This window comes from Streptomyces sp. NPDC126510 (genome assembly GCF_040302345.1).
Classification (GTDB): domain Bacteria; phylum Actinomycetota; class Actinomycetes; order Streptomycetales; family Streptomycetaceae; genus Streptomyces.
Window position 1 is genome coordinate 205,951 of the sequence record NZ_JBEORR010000014.1, and the last position, 16,607, is coordinate 222,557.

At 69.9% G+C, this 16,607-nt stretch carries 16 protein-coding genes and 2 pseudogenes; 5 read left to right on the forward strand and 13 right to left on the reverse strand.

Translation table 11 applies throughout. The annotated features are described in order from the left end of the window. Positions 1-157: 157 nt before the first annotated feature. From ABTX60_RS21845 to ABTX60_RS21860, 4 genes are all read right to left on the reverse strand, one after another. Entirely contained in the window at positions 158-526 is a 369-nt protein-coding gene (locus ABTX60_RS21845; RefSeq protein WP_352098669.1) for a hypothetical protein, read from the reverse strand. A 734-nt stretch (positions 527-1,260) separates the two neighbouring features. Beyond that, complete coding sequence (locus ABTX60_RS21850) at positions 1,261-1,680, reverse strand: arsenate reductase ArsC (protein WP_352098670.1); 420 nt, start codon at positions 1,678-1,680, stop codon at positions 1,261-1,263. Further along, the gene (locus ABTX60_RS21855; RefSeq protein WP_352098671.1) at positions 1,680-2,453 is read right to left on the reverse strand and encodes an aquaporin; all 774 of its coding nucleotides are present in this window, start codon (positions 2,451-2,453) and stop codon (positions 1,680-1,682) included. The genes ABTX60_RS21850 and ABTX60_RS21855 overlap by 1 nt, the downstream gene beginning before the upstream one ends. Next, a complete protein-coding gene (locus ABTX60_RS21860; protein ID WP_352098672.1) occupies positions 2,450-2,830 on the reverse strand; it encodes an ArsR/SmtB family transcription factor in 381 nt (126 codons plus the stop codon). Before ABTX60_RS21860 ends, ABTX60_RS21855 begins: the two co-directional genes overlap by 4 nt. An 81-nt stretch (positions 2,831-2,911) precedes the next feature. On the opposite strand from ABTX60_RS21860, the gene ABTX60_RS21865 reads away from it, so the two are divergent. Continuing rightward, positions 2,912-3,421: an ArsI/CadI family heavy metal resistance metalloenzyme gene (locus ABTX60_RS21865; RefSeq protein ID WP_352098673.1), complete on the forward strand. Its 510-nt coding sequence runs from the start codon at positions 2,912-2,914 to the stop codon at positions 3,419-3,421. A gap of 293 nt (positions 3,422-3,714) precedes the next feature. Further along, positions 3,715-3,891 (forward strand): hypothetical protein, encoded by a 177-nt coding sequence (locus tag ABTX60_RS21870; RefSeq protein ID WP_352098674.1) that lies wholly within the window; start codon positions 3,715-3,717, stop codon positions 3,889-3,891. Positions 3,892-4,476: 585 nt separating this feature from the next. On the opposite strand, the pseudogene ABTX60_RS21875 reads toward ABTX60_RS21870, so the two are convergent. After that, positions 4,477-4,822: pseudogene (locus ABTX60_RS21875) on the reverse strand (zinc-binding dehydrogenase); the annotation flags it as partial. Between the two features lie 565 nt (positions 4,823-5,387). Further along, complete coding sequence (locus tag ABTX60_RS21880; protein ID WP_352098675.1) at positions 5,388-5,975, reverse strand: peptidase inhibitor family I36 protein; 588 nt, start codon at positions 5,973-5,975, stop codon at positions 5,388-5,390. A gap of 1,019 nt (positions 5,976-6,994) precedes the next feature. Between ABTX60_RS21880 and ABTX60_RS21885 the strand changes: the two genes are divergently transcribed. After that, positions 6,995-7,834 carry an arginase family protein gene (locus ABTX60_RS21885; protein WP_352098676.1) on the forward strand — a complete coding sequence of 280 codons (840 nt, stop codon included), beginning with the start codon at positions 6,995-6,997 and terminating at the stop codon, positions 7,832-7,834. Between the two features lie 459 nt (positions 7,835-8,293). On the opposite strand, the pseudogene ABTX60_RS21890 reads toward ABTX60_RS21885, so the two are convergent. Beyond that, positions 8,294-8,389: pseudogene (locus ABTX60_RS21890) on the reverse strand (pirin family protein); the annotation flags it as partial. Between the two features lie 78 nt (positions 8,390-8,467). Here ABTX60_RS21890 and ABTX60_RS21895 point away from each other — a divergent pair. Next, positions 8,468-8,647 (forward strand): hypothetical protein, encoded by a 180-nt coding sequence (locus ABTX60_RS21895; protein WP_352098710.1) that lies wholly within the window; start codon positions 8,468-8,470, stop codon positions 8,645-8,647. A 433-nt stretch (positions 8,648-9,080) separates the two neighbouring features. Here ABTX60_RS21895 and ABTX60_RS21900 read toward each other — a convergent pair whose 3' ends face one another. Next, positions 9,081-9,473 carry a nuclear transport factor 2 family protein gene (locus ABTX60_RS21900; RefSeq protein ID WP_003994666.1) on the reverse strand — a complete coding sequence of 131 codons (393 nt, stop codon included), beginning with the start codon at positions 9,471-9,473 and terminating at the stop codon, positions 9,081-9,083. Between the two features lie 134 nt (positions 9,474-9,607). Here ABTX60_RS21900 and ABTX60_RS21905 point away from each other — a divergent pair, with 134 nt between their 5' ends. After that, positions 9,608-10,183 carry a PadR family transcriptional regulator gene (locus ABTX60_RS21905; protein WP_352098677.1) on the forward strand — a complete coding sequence of 192 codons (576 nt, stop codon included), beginning with the start codon at positions 9,608-9,610 and terminating at the stop codon, positions 10,181-10,183. 144 nt (positions 10,184-10,327) lie between these two features. Here ABTX60_RS21905 and ABTX60_RS21910 read toward each other — a convergent pair whose 3' ends face one another. From ABTX60_RS21910 to ABTX60_RS21930, 5 genes are all read right to left on the reverse strand, one after another. Continuing rightward, positions 10,328-11,134, reverse strand: coding sequence for an SGNH/GDSL hydrolase family protein (locus ABTX60_RS21910; protein WP_352098678.1), 807 nt, complete (start codon positions 11,132-11,134; stop codon positions 10,328-10,330). Between the two features lie 449 nt (positions 11,135-11,583). Then, positions 11,584-12,741 (reverse strand): NAD(P)/FAD-dependent oxidoreductase, encoded by a 1,158-nt coding sequence (locus ABTX60_RS21915; protein ID WP_352098679.1) that lies wholly within the window; start codon positions 12,739-12,741, stop codon positions 11,584-11,586. Continuing rightward, positions 12,738-12,971 (reverse strand): ferredoxin, encoded by a 234-nt coding sequence (locus tag ABTX60_RS21920; protein WP_502992363.1) that lies wholly within the window; start codon positions 12,969-12,971, stop codon positions 12,738-12,740. Before ABTX60_RS21920 ends, ABTX60_RS21915 begins: the two co-directional genes overlap by 4 nt. Next, entirely contained in the window at positions 12,968-14,152 is a 1,185-nt protein-coding gene (locus ABTX60_RS21925; RefSeq protein WP_352098680.1) for a cytochrome P450, read from the reverse strand. Before ABTX60_RS21925 ends, ABTX60_RS21920 begins: the two co-directional genes overlap by 4 nt. A gap of 265 nt (positions 14,153-14,417) precedes the next feature. After that, entirely contained in the window at positions 14,418-16,571 is a 2,154-nt protein-coding gene (locus tag ABTX60_RS21930) for an ATP-binding SpoIIE family protein phosphatase (RefSeq protein ID WP_352098681.1), read from the reverse strand. Positions 16,572-16,607: the final 36 nt, after the last annotated feature.

Here is a 16,607-nt window from a genome sequence, read left to right on the forward strand (position 1 = left end):
TACCGCAACGCCCACCTGGACGGCTTCGGGAACTTCATGGCCGACCGGGGCCTCGTCGAGCGCTTCAGGCAACAGCTCACTCTCTACGTCGGTGAGGTCACGGGAGCTCCCTCCCCGGAATGGCTCGGCCTCCGACCCGGTCGCTGATCACCCGTGGTCAGACGCGCTCGAACTTCCAAGTGACGCTGGTGGCGTCGGCCTTGACGACGGTGACCGGGACGGAGAGGTCCTTGCCGTCGTCGTCTTTGGCGGAGCAGGTCACCTTCGCTCCGGCCACCGCCTTGAGGTCCGGGCACTTCACGACGGACGTGTCACCGCCGATCCATGGCAGCGGACTGTACTTCGACGAGGTGCGGCCTGCGACGATGGTTCCACGGAGCGCCTTGTGGCCGTCCACGGTCACGGTGGTGGACCTGTCGAGCCCAGTGGTCGACTCCGTACCGCTCACCGCATAGGTGAGGGCTCCACCTCCGACGGCCACTGCCGCCACCGCGACGCCGGTGATGATGAAGGACTTGCGTTCCATGGAGTGCTCCTGGTGGGGAGAGACGGGGTTGCGGCACCCAATCTCTCCCCACGGGAGAGCGGTCGGCCTCGGCCGAACGGCCGGATGTGAGGGCTTGGGGCCCGCCTGCCTCGGCCGGATGGCCGAGCCGTGTCACCGAGCCCGTGATGTCGGGCCGGACCTCGTCGGCGTTGCGCGCGAGACCGGGTCCGAGCCCGTGAACGGCAAGGCTGAGGCAAGCGGGCGAACCTGTCTCGTCGACAGTGACTCTCCCCGCCGCCCGGCCGCGGTTACGGCCGGCCGCCCCCGGTCTGCTGTGCCGCGGCCAAGGCCGCCTCGGCCTTCTTGCGGTAGACGGCGAGCTTCTCGGCAGGGGCGACGATCTGGTGGCTGCGCGACTTGACGGACACGTCATGTCCCCTGCCGCCTTGCGCGGGGCGCCCACGGTGGCCCGCTCGCGCGGGACGTGAGGCCGTGCCGTACGTCCTCCCCGACGGAGTGCTCAGTGCTCGACGACGCGGCGTACGCGCGCCGGTCGGAGGCCGGCACTACGGTTCCCCAGCCCAGGACCCGGCCATCCTCCTCCGGTGCGACAGGCGGTGCTGTCGAGCTTGGCGGTGCCGAACCCTCCTAGGTCGGGGCGGTGGTCTAGAAGATGGCGTGCCCTCGTCGACTCCAGCTGGTAGGTCGCGCCAGGACCTACTCGGCGTGCTAGGTCCGCATCGGCGTGATGTGCACGCCTGACGCGGTGACCCTCATGCCCCCGCCTGGATGCCGAGTTCGGTGAGCAGGCCGCGGACGCGCCGCTCGATCTCGTCGCGGATCGGCCGGACCGCCGCGACGCCCTGCCCCGCCGGGTCATCGAGCTGCCAGTCCAGGTACCGCTTGCCGGGGTAGTAGGGGCAGGCGTCGCCGCAGCCCATGGTGATCACCACGTCCGAGGACTGCACCGCCTCGGTGGTGAGGACCTTGGGGGTCTCGGCGGAGATGTCGATGCCGGCCTCGTCCATGGCCTCGACCACGGCCGGGTTCACGGTGTCGGCGGGAGCGGATCCGGCCGAGCGGACCTGGACGCGCTCGCCACCGAGGTGGGTGAGGAAGGCGGCGGCCATCTGGGACCGGCCGGCGTTGTGCACGCAGACGAACAGCACGGACGGGGTGGCGGAGGTGCTCATCAGGCCAGGGCGCTCTCTTCAGGGGAACGGGAGCCGACAGAGGGCTGCTGCCGGGCGTGGGGGACGGTGACCTCGTCCTCGCTCACGGCGGCCGGACGCCCGAAGCAGACGGCGACCAGACCCAGGCCGACGGCGGCGCCGATCAGCTGGGCGGCGAGGAACGGCAGCACGGAGGTGGGGGCGATACCCGCGAAGGTGTCGGTGAACGCCCGACCGATCGTCACGGCCGGGTTGGCGAAGCTGGTGGAGGAGGTGAACCAGTACGCCGCTCCGATGTAGGAGGCCACCAGCAGCGGCGCCAGGTGCGCGCGGCCGGCGCGGGCCAGGCCGAAGATAAGCCAGACCAGCCCGGCAGTGGCCACGACCTCGCCCAGCCACAGGTGCCCGGCCCACCGGTCGTGGGTGGAGAAGTGCACCAGCGGCTTGCCGAACATGGCGGCGGCCAGCACCGCGCCGGCGATCGCCCCGGCGACCTGAGCAGGCACGTACGCCGCAACGTCACGCAGGGTGGGGGCCTCGCCGGTCTGGCGGCCGGTGAACCAGGCGGCGATGGTGACCGCCGGGTTGAAGTGCGCCCCCGACAGCGGGCCGAGCAGGGAGATCAACACTCCGAGGCCGAAAACCGTGGCGAGGGAGTTCGCCGGCAGCTGCACCCCGACGTCGCGGGTCAGTTCGGTGGCCTGGATGCCGGAGCCGACCACCACCGCGGCCAGCGCGGCCGTGCCGAGCCCCTCGACGGCGGCACGTCCAAGCAGCGGGGCCGGCGCTCTCACGCGGTGGCCTTCGCGGGCACGGCGGGGATCCGGAGCAACTCGGACAGCTTCGCCAGGGCTTCGGGGAGCACCCAGTAGTACACCCAGGTCCCGCGCCGCTCGGAGCCGACCAGCCCGGCCTCCCTCAGCACCTTCAGGTGGTGGGAGATCGTCGGCTGGGAGACGTCGAATGGGCCGATGAGGTCGCACACGCACGCCTCTCCGCCCTCGTGGGAGGCGATCAGGGACAGCAGCCGCAGCCGGATCGGGTCCGACAGAGCCTTGAACATCCGCGACAGCTCGGCCGCGGCCTGCTCGCCGAGCGGCTCGCGGACCATCGGCGCGCAGCACGCCGCGTCGTCCTGTCCGAGCACCGGCAGACCACCTTGTTTCGACATGCCTCAATATTGACAGCCGTCGATCCGGGTGGCAAGGTCACTGTATCGACCGACATCGAAACAAGTCGTTGGGAGACCGCCATGTCCCGTGTCCAGCTCGCCCTGCGCGTCGCCGACCTCGAAGCCTCGATTGCCTTCTACTCCAAACTGTTCGACACCGAGCCGGCCAAGCACCGCGAGGGCTACGCCAACTTCGCCATCGCCGAGCCCCCGCTCAAGCTCGTCCTGATCGAGGGCGAGAGCGGCGAGGACACCCGCCTGGACCACCTCGGCGTCGAGGTCTCCTCCACCGAGCAGGTCAACGCCTCCACCACCCGCCTCAAGGACGCCGGGCTGGCGACCTTCGAGGAGAACGACACGTCATGCTGCTACGCCCTCCAGGACAAGGTGTGGGTCACCGGCCCCGGCAAGGAGCCGTGGGAGGTCTACGTCGTCAAGGCCGACGCCGACACCCTCGGCAAGAGCGCCGACAGCGTCCCGGACGGGTGCTGCGGAACCACCGCCTGCTGTACGCCCGACGAGCAGACCGTCGACCCTGCACAGACCCCGGCCGAGGCCAAGGCAGCAGCACGGTGCGCGTGCGGAAGCTGACCTTGTCGCTCATCGCTCCGTGCACTGAGGCCGGGGCCCGTCGGCTACCTGGCTTGCAATCGGTACCCAGGTACAGGTTTACCGTCGGAGGTGTCCCCGCCGGCGAGGGCGTGGATGACGGGAGAGTGAGCGCGATGAGTGACCTTGCGTGGGTGCCGCAGTCCTGCACCCTACCCACCGTGGAGCGGCCCCTGCGGTTCGCGGAGTGGGATGCACTGTTCTCCGAGCGGCTGACGTCGCTATCCCGGCCGTAGCCGCTCCGCCTGCACTTTCACCTGGCCGGCGGAGAGGGAGTGGAGGACCGCGTCCGGGGTCTGGTGGAGCGCGAGAGCGGCTGCTGCTCGTTCTTCACCTTCACCACCGCCCCCGTCCAGGACCTGCTCCGCCTGGACATCTCGGTGGGCCAGGCGCATGAGGCGGCGCTGGACGCCTTGGCCGTCCGGACCGAGGCGGTCGTGGGGCAGCGGTGAGCGCGGGCCTGCGCAGCGGGCAGGTCGCCGAGGCGGCCGAACGTCCAGACGCTGCGCTACTACGAGTGACGCGGTCTGAACTTCGAGTTGCACGCAGCCGACAATGAAGGGCCCGTGCCGACAGGGGCGTTCCGGGCCTCCCTCTGCACTGGTACCTCGCATCCGCCGCTCGCCGCAGTCCAGGAGCACCAGGTGGAGGCAGGTGGCGGTGGTGGCCGGGCCTCTACCGCCGCAGGCAGCGTGCCTCTGCGCCTTTCGAACGGGTGAAGGTCGCATGCCCCGCATCGGCCGGGCGGCCACGTGACCGTACCCATCGGTTCCGCCCTGACAAGGCGCACGCCTCCCGCAGAAACCGCGCCTACCTGCGCCGCTGCGGAATCCGCTGCGCCATCCCCGACAAAGCCGATGAGGCGCGCAACCGTCTCAACACTAGTGACAGCGGCACGCGGTCGAGTGCGGGATCAACCGCCTCAAGAGGCACCGCGCCGTGGCCACGCGATAGGACAAGCCGGCGGTCCGCTACAAGGCGACCGTCCTCATTGCTGCCATCAACGAGTGGCTGTGATCAGCACCTCCACAGATGTCCTACACGACCCTGACCACGTACTTGCCCTGGACACCGCCCGCCTCCACGCCTGGTGTGCCGCTGCTGTCTCCTCCAGGGGAGAAGACCGTGTCCACCGCAGGGCTCAGCTTGCCTCGGCCACATGGCGGGCGGGGTCGTCGAAGTCCGCCCGCGTGGGGTTGCCGCTGAAGAAGCACACCCGGCCGTGTCCGTGGAGCGTGCTGGCCGCGAGGTAGCCGAGCGATGTAGCGAGCCGTTTCAGGTCGAAGGCGATGGTGACCATGCGCCCGCCGGGGATTCAGTGGGCGCCGGAAGGCCCGCAGGTTGCCCCCCCCCGGTGTCCAGGACCACGTCGAAGTGGCCCAACTACCCGGTGAACGACGGTTGAGTAGCAGAAGGACCGGACAGCCTCGGAGTGCGAACGGATCGTCGAGCGCTTCAGGTCGCGCAGTGAGCGCAGGTCTCCGAGCCACTCGTCGACCATCGCCGGCGTCCAGTTCCACCGGTCGGTGTTCACGTACGCGCTGAACGCCTTCACCGCGTTCTCCCGACCCTCGACGGCTTTGCGCTGGGCCGGGACGACCGGGAGGCCCTGGGCGCCGTTCACGAGCGCGAGCTCGCCCAGCTCGACGACCAGGGGAATAGGCCGCTGCGGACCGTCGCCATGGACGAACCCGGCGCCGGGCTGTGGCCGCGGTCGGCCCCGGCGCCATCCCAGGGGGAGGGTGCAGGGGCCGACGGTGCAGACGCCCTCATACGGGGTTAGGAGGTGGGGATGGGCCAGGCGCGGGCGAAGGCGCCCTCAAGACAAGATCAGGTGCCCGCATTGAGAGACGGCACGTTCAACCCGTACTCCGGCTTCCCTCCACGGAGAGGTGAAGGCGGCGGCGTACACGCGGCTCACGGTAGCGGCGGGGGCTGTACCCGAGGATCAGCACGCCCCCGTCAGCATGATCCAATCCGCCCTGTCGTTCCGGCTGTCACCGACATAGCCACTCAGGCCGTTGGTGTTCTGCGTTGACCACAGCACTCCCTGCCCGTCGTTGTAGGTCACGTGGTAGGCGGCAGCGGTCTGGTTGTCCTGGTACGACGAGGCCCGGTCCCTGAACCCTCCCAGGTCGATCCAGGTATGGCACGGCAAGGACCGCTCGAAACGGGTCCCCTCGAAGTTGGGGTGTTCCCACAGGCACGCCGACCCGTACGGGCAGTTGGGAGAACCCGCCACCGCACGGGCCCGCTTTTCACCCGGAAGCGCAAGCGTGATCACCGCGCCGTCACGGTAGACGACCTGATTCACACTGATCTGCTTCGCCCCTGAAGGAGCGCGCTTCAGCTCAGCGTCGACCCTTCCCTGAAGATCCGCGACCTCCCGGGCACTGAGCCCGGCCTTCTTCGCCTCGGCGGTGATCCTCGCTTCCAGAGCGGTGGGCGCTGAGGCCGCACTGGAAGGGGACACCATCCCCACGGCAGCCAGAACCCCGGCCGCCACTATGCCGACGAGTTTGCTTCGCGTGCGCATCGGGACCTCTTCGCTCGGGTGTGGAACAGGACGCACCGCACGCTAATCGCAGGACGAACAGCCTCACAGATCGATTCCGGTCGGATGTCCGGCCAGTAGGGACGGTGTCGGTCACCCTCGACATTCCGGGCAAGGTCGTCGACTTCCTCCGCGCCGCTGAGCTGGAGCCCGCTGAGTGGGCCGCGCTCGACCACGGGGTGACCGTACGGCGCGGACAGGGCTACACCCTGCGCGTCAGCGCCGTCCCCTCCGTGCACCGCGGGCTTCTCGCCTACTGCCAGCCCCTCGACGGCACCCAGGCCCTCCCCGTGTTCCCGGCCCGGCGCAAAGCCCGCCGCAACCGAACGCGACGAACGGCGCAAGCAGCGGCTGGTCAGGGACGCGAACTACCCCCGGCCCAAGGGGCTGAAGAACTTCGACTCAACCGAGTACCCGAACGTCACCCCAGAGCTCGTCGGCACCCTGTCGGATCCGGCCTGGGTCAAAGCCGGGCAGCCGCTCTGCCAGAGGTTCACAGTGGAATCCCGAGTGCGCACCGCAGGAGACCAGGGCGGCTTGTCCGGTGCTGGTCGGGGTGGGTCCGTCGGGCGCCTGGCGGTGGTCGATGCGTGGTCATCGCGGTGGCCCCTTCGCTTCGGGCCGCCCTTCGGGGGCGGTGATCGAGGAAGCAGCGTGCAGGGCCCCCTTGGCCGCAGTCTGAGGGCGTCCGGAACCGGGCAGGCTCAAAGGAAATACGGCGGTGGTCGGGGCGATAGCAGACCTGGGTTACCACCACGGCGCGGGAGTGAACAGCCCCAGAAATCCCCACCCGTGCACGACAGTCGTACCGGTGAAACGAAACCGCCAGGCACAACCCGGATTCCGAGGGATGCCGCAGCCCGTCTGCCCTGCCCCGCGGCCGAGACAGCACGACGCAGACTGTGGCTGCACTTGCACAGCTCCCCCTCCCTCATGTGGGGGCCTGTGGGACGGCCGGTGACGCGGCCTAGGCTGGTTGATCAACGTGAGGGGAGATCTTCGTGTCCGGTCAGGTTGTACTCGAGGTGGCGCAGTGGCAGGGGTCGGGGGCCACGACCGCTGGTCGATTGCGCAGTGGTGCTGCCCGGCTTGCTGAGTTGATGCCTCAAGAGCGGCGGCGCAGGGTCGTGATCGACAGCGGCGTCGGGAACTCGCAGGGCGGCGTACGAAATGCCGACGTGTTGGAGCGGCACCTGCAGTCTGTGCGCGAAGCCCTGGCGGAGGTTCCGCCGGGTGAAACAACGGTGACCATCGGCGGCGACTGCGGGGTGGACCTCGCCCCGGTCGAAACCGCCCTCTCTGTCTTCGGGGACCGGCTGACGCTGGTGTGGTTCGACGCGCACGCCGACCTCAACACCCCGCAGTCGTCGCCGTCCGGAGCCTTTCACGGCATGGTGCTGCGCGCGCTCCTCGGCGACGGCCCCGAGGGCTTGCGCCCCGTGCGGAGCGTGTCGGCCGACCGTGTGGTGCTCGCAGGGGCCCGGTCACTGGACCCGGGCGAGCGGGACCTCGTCGAGCGTCGCGGCATCCGGCACATCGGCGTCGAGCAACTGACCCGCCCAGGCCCGCTCCTGGCCCAGGTGCGTGCGACCAGCGCCGAGGCGGTCTACGTCCACATCGACCTCGACGTCCTCGATCCGCAGGTCTTCCCGGCCGTCGGCACGCCGGAGCCCGGCGGCCTCGGCGTCGAACACCTGCTCGCAGCGGTGCGCGCGCTGACGAACGAGTTCATGCTGGCCGGCATTGCGCTGACTGAGTACGAGCGGACGGAAGACACTGCTCAGGAGGAAGCCGTACTGCGGCAAATCGTCGGCGGGCTGTTCGGACCCGCCCGACGCTGAGCCCCACCCCGGTACTCGTACTCCCTCTCTGCGGTCAGCGCCCAGTCCCCCGCGCGTCGGGCCGCCTGGGCACGGCGCGTTGACGTACAGGCGCCCGGCCGACGTCGGTGCGGTGGTCGTCGGTCTGGATCTGCACGCATACTCCGGAGTCGTCCTGCACCACGCGGACCATGTCCAGGTGGACGAAGGACAGCGAGTCCGCGAGGCGCGGAGCATGGCCAGTGTGGGTGCGGCGAGGCATCTGCGCGCCTCGCCGCCCCTTCGTGACGAAGCCGCCGCAGGTCGGGGTGAAGAGTCCTGCCACCACCACCCACGGACGGAGGCACCGTGGAATGGCCCAGCACCGCGCATCGGGCGCGTAACGCGCCCAGCCGCCCTCCCGCACACGATTGAACCGCGTAAGACAACACACGGCGGCGAGTCATCACCCGTCACCGACCGATCAGCCATTTCGACACGTCAGCGCCCCCTCCCCCGCGGCTTCAGAGGCGTCGCCGGCAGGTCTGGAGCCGACAACGGAGCCCCGTCATACCCCTTCACCCCCCCGAACCGCGTCCGGTGCGGTATCGGTCGGCGGCGGGGAAGCAGGTGAAGGAGTCCGGGTTCGCTACGCCAGACAAGGCGATCGCGCGTTTGACGGAGGTCTACAACGCGAAGCGGGCGGCGCCGCGGGGGCAGGCGGAGGCGGAGCGGATCGCGAAGTACGGGGCGATGCGGTTCGGGGAGTACGCCACCGGGCGGAAGGCCGGGCAGCGGGATCTGGGGCCGGCGTCGGTGGTGCATCTGCTGCCGCTGCTGGCAGCGGATCAATAGGGCCGGCCAGGTCGACATCCCCGACGGGATGGTCGTCTACGGCCTGCGCCACTTCTTCGCCGCCAACTGCCTCACCCACAACATCCCCATCACCGACGTCGCCGAATGGATGGGCCACAAGACCGCCGACCGGGTATCACGGCGCGGTACAGGTCGTGCTCCTGGACGAACTCAAGTGAATCGGCGATGCCCAGCTTCTCGAACAGCCCGCGCAACGGGTACTGCTGGCCCTCCATACCGACTCCGGGCAGCTCGTGCAACGCCGTCTCGAACTCGAAGCGTCCGCGTCGGAAGGAGGTGGCGCAGCCCCGGGGACATTGTGACGCTCCACCAAGAAGGCGCTTGGTCCCGCGCGTTGGAGGTTGCGGCAGCGGTCAGTCCGGCGTTGCGTTGCCCGCGCCGATGACCACCGCGTCGAAGTCCGTCGTCGCGGTCACTGCTCGGCGGCCTCTCGGGCGATCTGCTCGAACTGGGCGCCCATGGCCTCGGAGAGTGCCTGGGCGGCGGAGAGCGGGCGCACCATGACCGTGAACTCGTCGATCTTCCCGTTGTCGTCGAAGTGCAGGAAGTCGCAACCCTGGAGATGCTTGCCGGCGACGGTGGCCGTGAAGACGAAGGCGTGGTCGCGGCCGTCGGGATTGGCTATCTCACGGACATAAGTGAAGTCCTGGAAGACCCGGGACACGCCGCGCAGGATCGCGGCGGTGATGGCCTTGCCCGGGTACGGCTTGAAGGCGACGGGGCTGGTGAAGACGACGTCGTCGGCCAGCAGAGCGGCCACGGCGTCCAGGTCGCCGCTCTCGACAGCTTTGCGGAAGGGATGCACGAGAGCCCACCTCTCATAGTCAACAAATTGAATAGATGTACGCGAGATTAGCGGGCTCGCCCGGGCTTGTCTACAAGGATTGGGTGACCGTTACTCACTTCGTTGAGTAATCACAGCGGTGCTAGCGTGTGTCCATGGCTTTGCGGAACGCGGTGATGGCCGCGCTGTTGGAGGGCGAGGCGTCCGGGTACGACCTCGCGAAGGCGTTCGACGCGACGGTCGCCAACTTCTGGATGTCGACGCCCCAGCAGCTCTACCGGGAGCTGGAGCGCATGGAGGCCGAAGGACTCGTCACGGCCCGCGTGGTCGAGCAGGAGCGACGCCCCAACAAGCGTCTGTTCTCCTTGACGGAGGCCGGGCGGAAGGCCGTCCGCGCCTACACCGCCGAGCCCTTGGGTAAACCGGCGGTCATCCGGGACGAGCTGATGGTCAAGGTGCAGTGCCTGGACGCGGGCGACATGGAAGCGGTCCGGACCGCCATCGCCGAGCGCATGGAGTGGGCCACCGCCAAGCTGGCCCGCTACGAAAGGCTCCGGCAACGTCTGCTCGACGGGCGATCCGAGGAGGCGTACTTCGCCGAGGCCGAGCGCATCGGCCCGTACCTCACTCTGCTGCGCGGAATGTCCTTCGAGCGGGAGAACCTCCAGTGGGGGGACATGGCACTGCGCAGGCTCGAACAGCGCACGGCCACGCTCCGGGCCGACAGCTGATCTGCGGCGGTCCCACCTGGAGTCAGCAGTAGATGGCACTCAGGCCCGGGCCAGCTCGGCCCGCGTGGTTGCACTCTGTCCACCTACCGTCCGACGAAGAGAGTTCAGCACGAGGAGGTACCGGCGTCGCCGCAAGCCAGAGCATCACACCGTTGGGGAGGTGTCCCCAACGGACGCCGCCACCGGAAGCAGCGTCGGCCGCTTGGCCTGGCGGCCGTCGCCGGAGGAGCGACCACGCAGGCGGCGGCCCATCCAGGGGCCGAGGAAGGTGCCGGCCCAGCGCAGTTCGGCACCCACCGCCCTCCAGGCAGAGATGTCCGTCCCCGCGACCGGAAGGGGAAGGGCCCACCTGTCATCGCTGCCCGGCAGACCGAGCGCCTGGGCCACGGCAGCCGCGATGCGCGCGTGTCCCAGCGGGCCTGCATGCAGCCGGTCAGCACTCCACAACCTCGGATCGGTGGCCGCCGCGTGCGCGGCCGTCTCCGCGACCACTACGCCGTGGCGGTCGGCGGCCTCCCGAATGCGCGCGTTGAGAGCGAGAACACGGTGACCGATCGGGCGGGCCAACGGCGTGATACGCCCGACGTCGGGAAACATGAGGGTCGCGACGGTGGCGCCCTGCTTGGTGAGAGCGGCGAACATCGCCTCGACATGACCGGCCACCTCGTCGAGGTCGCAGCTCGGACGCAACACGTCATTGACCCCGGCCACCACGGTGGCGAGGTCGGGCCTCATCGCGAGAGCCGAACCGAGCTGCTCGGCGCGCACCTGAGCGGCCTTACGGCCGCGCACCGCGAGATTGGCGTAGAGCAAGCCGGGACTGTGGCGAGCGACCTGTTCAGCGAGCCGGTCCGCCCAGCCCCGAAGTCCACGGACATCGTCGCCGTCCCCGAGCCCCTCTGTGTGACTGTCACCCAAGGCGACATAGCGCAGATACGCACTGCTCGACACGGGGCTGACCGCCTCTCGTCAACGCTGGAAGTGGCTCACGATCATCGCTGGGCAACTATGCACCTAATCGCATTGTTGAGTAGGATGGTAGCCACCGGATCATCTTCCTGCAAAGTGACGCTGCTCTGAGAGGAGCCCAGGCCGTCGAGAGCGGTCCACCGCGCACTCGGCACCCGGGTGCAAGCAGCAGCGCGCCCGTGCTGTAGCCGTACGGGTCTCCGTCTGCGGGCAGATGCCGGCCCCAGCACTTGGAGTGGCAGCAACTCCGGTGCATTGTCCGCGACCTGGCGGAAGTCCACGCCGACAGCGCGTGTGCGGAAAGCCTCTGCAGTGCGTCTGCAGCGGAAACCAGTGGAAGTCCCGGTCGGGGAAGAGGGCTACGGGGCCGCCGGAGACAGTAGGGCCGAATACTTCGAGGCCCCTTACGTCACGACGCTGATCTGCCGCCGTCACGGTGACGGCGGCAAAGACGTGGCGGCCAAGGCCCGTAGCGCGGCGACCGGTTTGCGCAGTCCGTAGGCGACCGCCGTCGACGTTCCGTCGACATGGCTCCACGTCAGCAGCGCGCGTCCGTCGGTCATGTTGCCCTGCACCGTGGTCGGTTCGCCGAGGAGCGGCAGACGGCCGACGATCTTGACGGTGAGACCGGCGACCTCGGTCCAGAAGTAGTCGTCCTGCGCTGGTCCCGGCGGAGGGAGACCCAGGGCGGAGGCCGCCGCGGTCCTGCCCTGGGCGACGGCGTTGGACCAGAAGGGCGCACGCCGGTCGGGCCCCGCGCCGTCGCCGCGGAGGTAGGTGACGTCGCCGGCGGCGAACACGCCGGGCACGGTGGTGGCGCAGGCATCGTCGATACCTACGCCGAGGCGGTCGGCGAGGCCCGTCCCTGCCAGCCAGCCGACGCAGGGTACTTCTCCGGCGCAGGTGACCACCAGGTCCGCGGTGAGCTCGGTGCCGTCGGGGAGGGCCACCCCGCTCACGGGGTCGCCGGCCAGAGTGGCGAGGCCGGTGGCCTGTACGAAGCGGATGCCGTACGCCGCGGCTCGTGTGGTGATCGCGGAGGACAGGTGGTCGCCGAGGATGCGTTCCAGCGGCCGGTCGGTGTCCACGACGGTGACCGGGATGCCGCGGGCGGCGCAGGCGCTGGCCACCTCCATGCCGAGGAAACCGGCACCGATCACGATCGCCGAGCCGGCGTCCGCCAGGCGGGCGCGGAGCAGGCGGGCGTCGTCCAGGGTGCGCAGGACGACTTCGCCCCGCTGCCCGGAGGCGGCGAGCCGGCGGGCGTGGGCGCCGGTGGCGACGATCAGCGCCTCGTAGCCGACCTGGCGGCCGTCGGCGGTCGTGACGGTGCGGCACCGGGTGTCGGCCGCGACGGCGGCCGAGCGGATGACGTCGACGTCGAGTCCGTCGAGGGCCAGGCCCAGGGTCCGGTCCGCGGCCGGGTCCTTCAGGACCACCTTGGACAGGGGCGGGCGGGAGTACGCGCCGTGCTTCTCGGCACCGATGAGCGTGACCGGTCCGGTGTAGCCGAGGGTGCGCAGGTGGCGGACGGCTGTGGTGCCGGCGAGTGACTCGCCGACGACGAGCACCGAGCGCGGTGCGGTCACGACAGGACTCGCAGGGCGGAGACCGGGCAGGTGTTGACCGCCGCGCGCGAGGCGGTCCGATGCTCGTCGGGTATCTCTGCGCCCTCGAAGTGGTGGGTGAGTTCGGCGTCGTCGTCCAGGGTGAAGACGCCGGGGGCCTGCTCGGCGCAGAGGCCGTGGCCTTCGCAGCGCGCGTAGTCGACGGAGACCTTCATGATGCTGTCCTCGGAACGGTCATGCGTGGGGCTCACGCGGGGATGAGTTCGAGAGGCAGGCTCTCGAGGCGGTGGATGACGTTGTTCAGGGCCCACTCGGGTGTGCCGGCCACCTCGATGCGGTCGACGCGGTCGACCAGGGCGCGGAGCATGGCGGAGGTCTCCATGCGGGCCAGGCCCTGGCCGGCACAGCCGTGGGTGCCGTGCCCGAATCCGAGTTGGCGGGCGGCGTCGCGGCGGATGTCGAAGGTGTCCGGGTCGTCCCACTCCAGCGGGTCGCGGTTGGCGGAGCCGTAGAGGACCAGCACACGGGAGCCCTTGGGCAGGGGGATGCCCGCGAGTTCCGTGTCGTGGGCTGCGGTCCGGGAGAACGCGCGGATCGGGGAGGCGTAGCGGACTACCTCGTTGACCGCCTTCGGCACGAGGTCCGGGTCCGCCTTCAGCAGGCCCCACTGTTCGGGGTGAGTGGCGAACAGGTGCAGGGCGCTGGAGATGGCGCTGATGGTGGTGTCCAGGGACGGCGCCAGGTAGTCGATCATCATCGTGGCGCACTCGTCCGGCATGATGCGGCCTTCTTCGGCGGCACGCAGCAGGTCGTGCCCCATGCTGCCGTCCAGCACGGACCGGTCGCGCACGACGCCGCGCGCGTAGCGCAGCATGCCGAGGGACGCAGGGAGGGTGCGCACCGCCTGGCGATTGAACGGACCCAGGGCGTCGAAGGTGGCGCCGGCCCATCGCAGCAAGTGCTCGCGGCCCTGCCGGGGCCAGCCGACCAGGTCGGGGACGACGGCCATCGGCAGAGCCGTGGCGACCTCGACGGCATCGACCGTCCGGCGGGCGACGGCGGCCGCGACCACGGTGGCGGCCTGCTTCTCGACCGAGTCCTGCATCGTGCGCAGCGCCCTGGGGGTGAGCCGGTGCGCGAGGAGGGAGCGGCGGCGGATGTGCTCATCGCCGTCACTGAACAGCGTGGTGCCCTGGCCCACACAGTTGGCTACGGGGTTCAGGCCGACACCACCCGAGGAGACGAAGGTGTCGTCGTCCAGCAGTACCTGCTTGCACTCGGCATAGCGTGGCAGGGCGTAGACCTTGTGCTTGCTCAGCCGGACCACGGGGCCGAGTGCCCGCAGCGCGGCGTAGTGCGGATATGTATCGCGGATGGCCGAGGCCGAGTACAGATCGGGGTGGTAGACGGGAATCTCCGTACGCATGGGCATGAAGAGCCCTCCTGAAGGTGCCGTGAGAGAGCGTGGGGCATGACGGTGCTTGTCGGGGCCGACTGGTTCATGGACGGCTGACGGGAGCGCGGCCTCGGTGAGTTGCCACTCCCCTCACGCCGTTGCGCAAACGGGTGCCGTCAGCGGAACAACTCCGTGATGACGAAATCATCAAGCTTGACGGAATACACCGTCAAGGGTTGCGGCAGAGAAAAACGATGAACTCATCAGAACTGCGGGTACTCTCCGTGCACACGCGGGCCGGCTAAAGGACGGAGACGGGCCCCGAAGGCCCGGCGTGCTTCTCCGCGCCCAGCTCGGCCCAGACCGTCTTGCCCTGCCGGGCGTGGCGCGTTCCCCAGCGCTCGGCGAGCTGGGCGACCAGGAGCAGCCCGCGTCCTCCCTCGTCGAAGACGCGGGCCCGGCGCAGGTGGGGGGTGGTACTGCCGGCGTCGGACACCTCGCACAGGAGGGAGCGGTCACGGATGAGACGCAGGCGGATGGGAGGTCGGCCGTAGCGGGTGGCGTTGGTGACCAGTTCGCTGACCACCAGTTCGGTGATGAAGTCGAAGGCTTCCAGGCCCCAGGCCGACAGCTGCCGGACAGCGCTCGAACGGGCCCGGGCGACGGCTGTCGGGTCGGCGTCCACGTCCCAGGCTGCGACTTGGTGGTCCCCGAGGACGCGGGTGCGGGCGAGCAGCAGGGCGGCGTCGTCGTGCGGCCGGCCTGCGGGCAGCAGGGCTTGAAGCACGGTGTCGCAGGCGGCCTCCAGGGAGGCGCAGGGTTGTGCGAGGGCGTGGCGCAGGAGGGTGAGGCCCGCCTCGATATCGCGGTCGCGGGCTTCGACCAGGCCGTCGGTGTACAGGGCGAGGAGGCTGCCTTCGGGCAGGTCGACCTCCGCCGCCTCGAACGGCAGGCCCCCCAGGCCCAGCGGCGGGCCGGGTGGCAGATCCAGGAAGTCGACGGTTCCGTCGCCGCTCACCACGGCGGGCAGCACATGCCCCGCGCGGGCCAGTGAGCACCGGCCGTCGACGGGGTCGTAGACGGCGTACAGGCATGTGGCGCCTATGTCCCCCGCCCCTTCCGTCTGCTCGGCCGAGGCTTCGGCGGACAGACGGATGACGACGTCGTCCAGGTGCGTCAGCAGCTCATCGGGCGGCAGGTCGATGTCGGCGAGGGTACGCACCGCGGTGCGCAGGCGCCCCATCGTGGCGGCGGCGTGAATGCCATGGCCGACCACGTCGCCCACGACCAGGGCGACCCTGGCTCCGGACAGCGGGATCACGTCGTACCAGTCGCCACCCACACCGGCCTGAGGACCGGCGGGCAGGTAACGGCAGGCGACATCGACGGCGGACTGCTCCGCCGTACGCCGTGGCAGCAGACTGCGCTGGAGAGTGAGGGCAGTGGCACGGGCGTAGGTGTACCGGCGGGCGTTGTCGATGGCCACGGCCGCCCTGGCCGCGATCTCCTGAGCGAGGAACAGGTCCTCGTCGTCTAAGGGAACCGGGTCGTGGTGACGGCAGAACCGCGCGACGCCGAGAGTGGCGCCGCGGGCGCTCAGCGGCACCACCAGCGTCGAGCGGGCGGGATGAGTGCCGAGGCCGTCGGCAGGATCCGTCGGCGTCGTCGTGTGCCGGGAGGGCCGGCCGGTGGCAAGGGCGCGAGCCGTGGCCGATCCGTCCGCGCAGGTGTGAACCGCCCCCAACCCGACCGTCGGATCCGGGCCGCCTTGCGCCGACGACGCCTGGGCGATCCGGCGCAGGACGAGCGGGCCCGGCTCCGGACCGCCGTCCCCGTGGACCATGGCGTCGAGCAGGTCGACGGTGACCAGGTCGGCGAAGTGGTCGAGGGCGAGGTCCGCCAGTTCCTGGGTGGTGCGAGCGATGTCCAGGGTGGTCCCGATGCGCAAACCGGCCTCGTTCACCAAGGACAGCCGACCCTGCAGTCGCCGGTCCCGCTCCTCCTGGAACGCCGTGACACCCTGCTCGGACGCGTCGTCGACGTATCCGTTCGCCATCGCGATCAGGAGGCGCGATGCCGCGCTGATCAACTCCGCGTCCTTCGTCAGCCGAGGCATTTCTGCAAGCAGTCTGTCCAGGACGACACCCTGACCGAACCGGAAGGCCCGCAACAGCGCTGTGACCGGCGCGCCGTGCCGGGCCAGCCGGCGTGCGCGTTCCAGCTCGGCGGACGGCGGATCTATCTCGCTCGGCTCGATGCCGTATTCCAGGCCGGCCAGCACGCCGACAACATGCTCGGTGATGTTCTCGGACGTCATGCGGACGAGATCCGGGTTGCTCCACAGTTCGGGAACCTCACGCCGCAGGCACCGCACCACGTCGGCGATCACCTCGTCCGCCATCGGCCCGAGGTCCCCGGCGACACGCGACACAAGGCCGGCGGCCGTGTACTCCACACTGTCGACAGTACGCCGAACGGGAAGCTCCTGAAC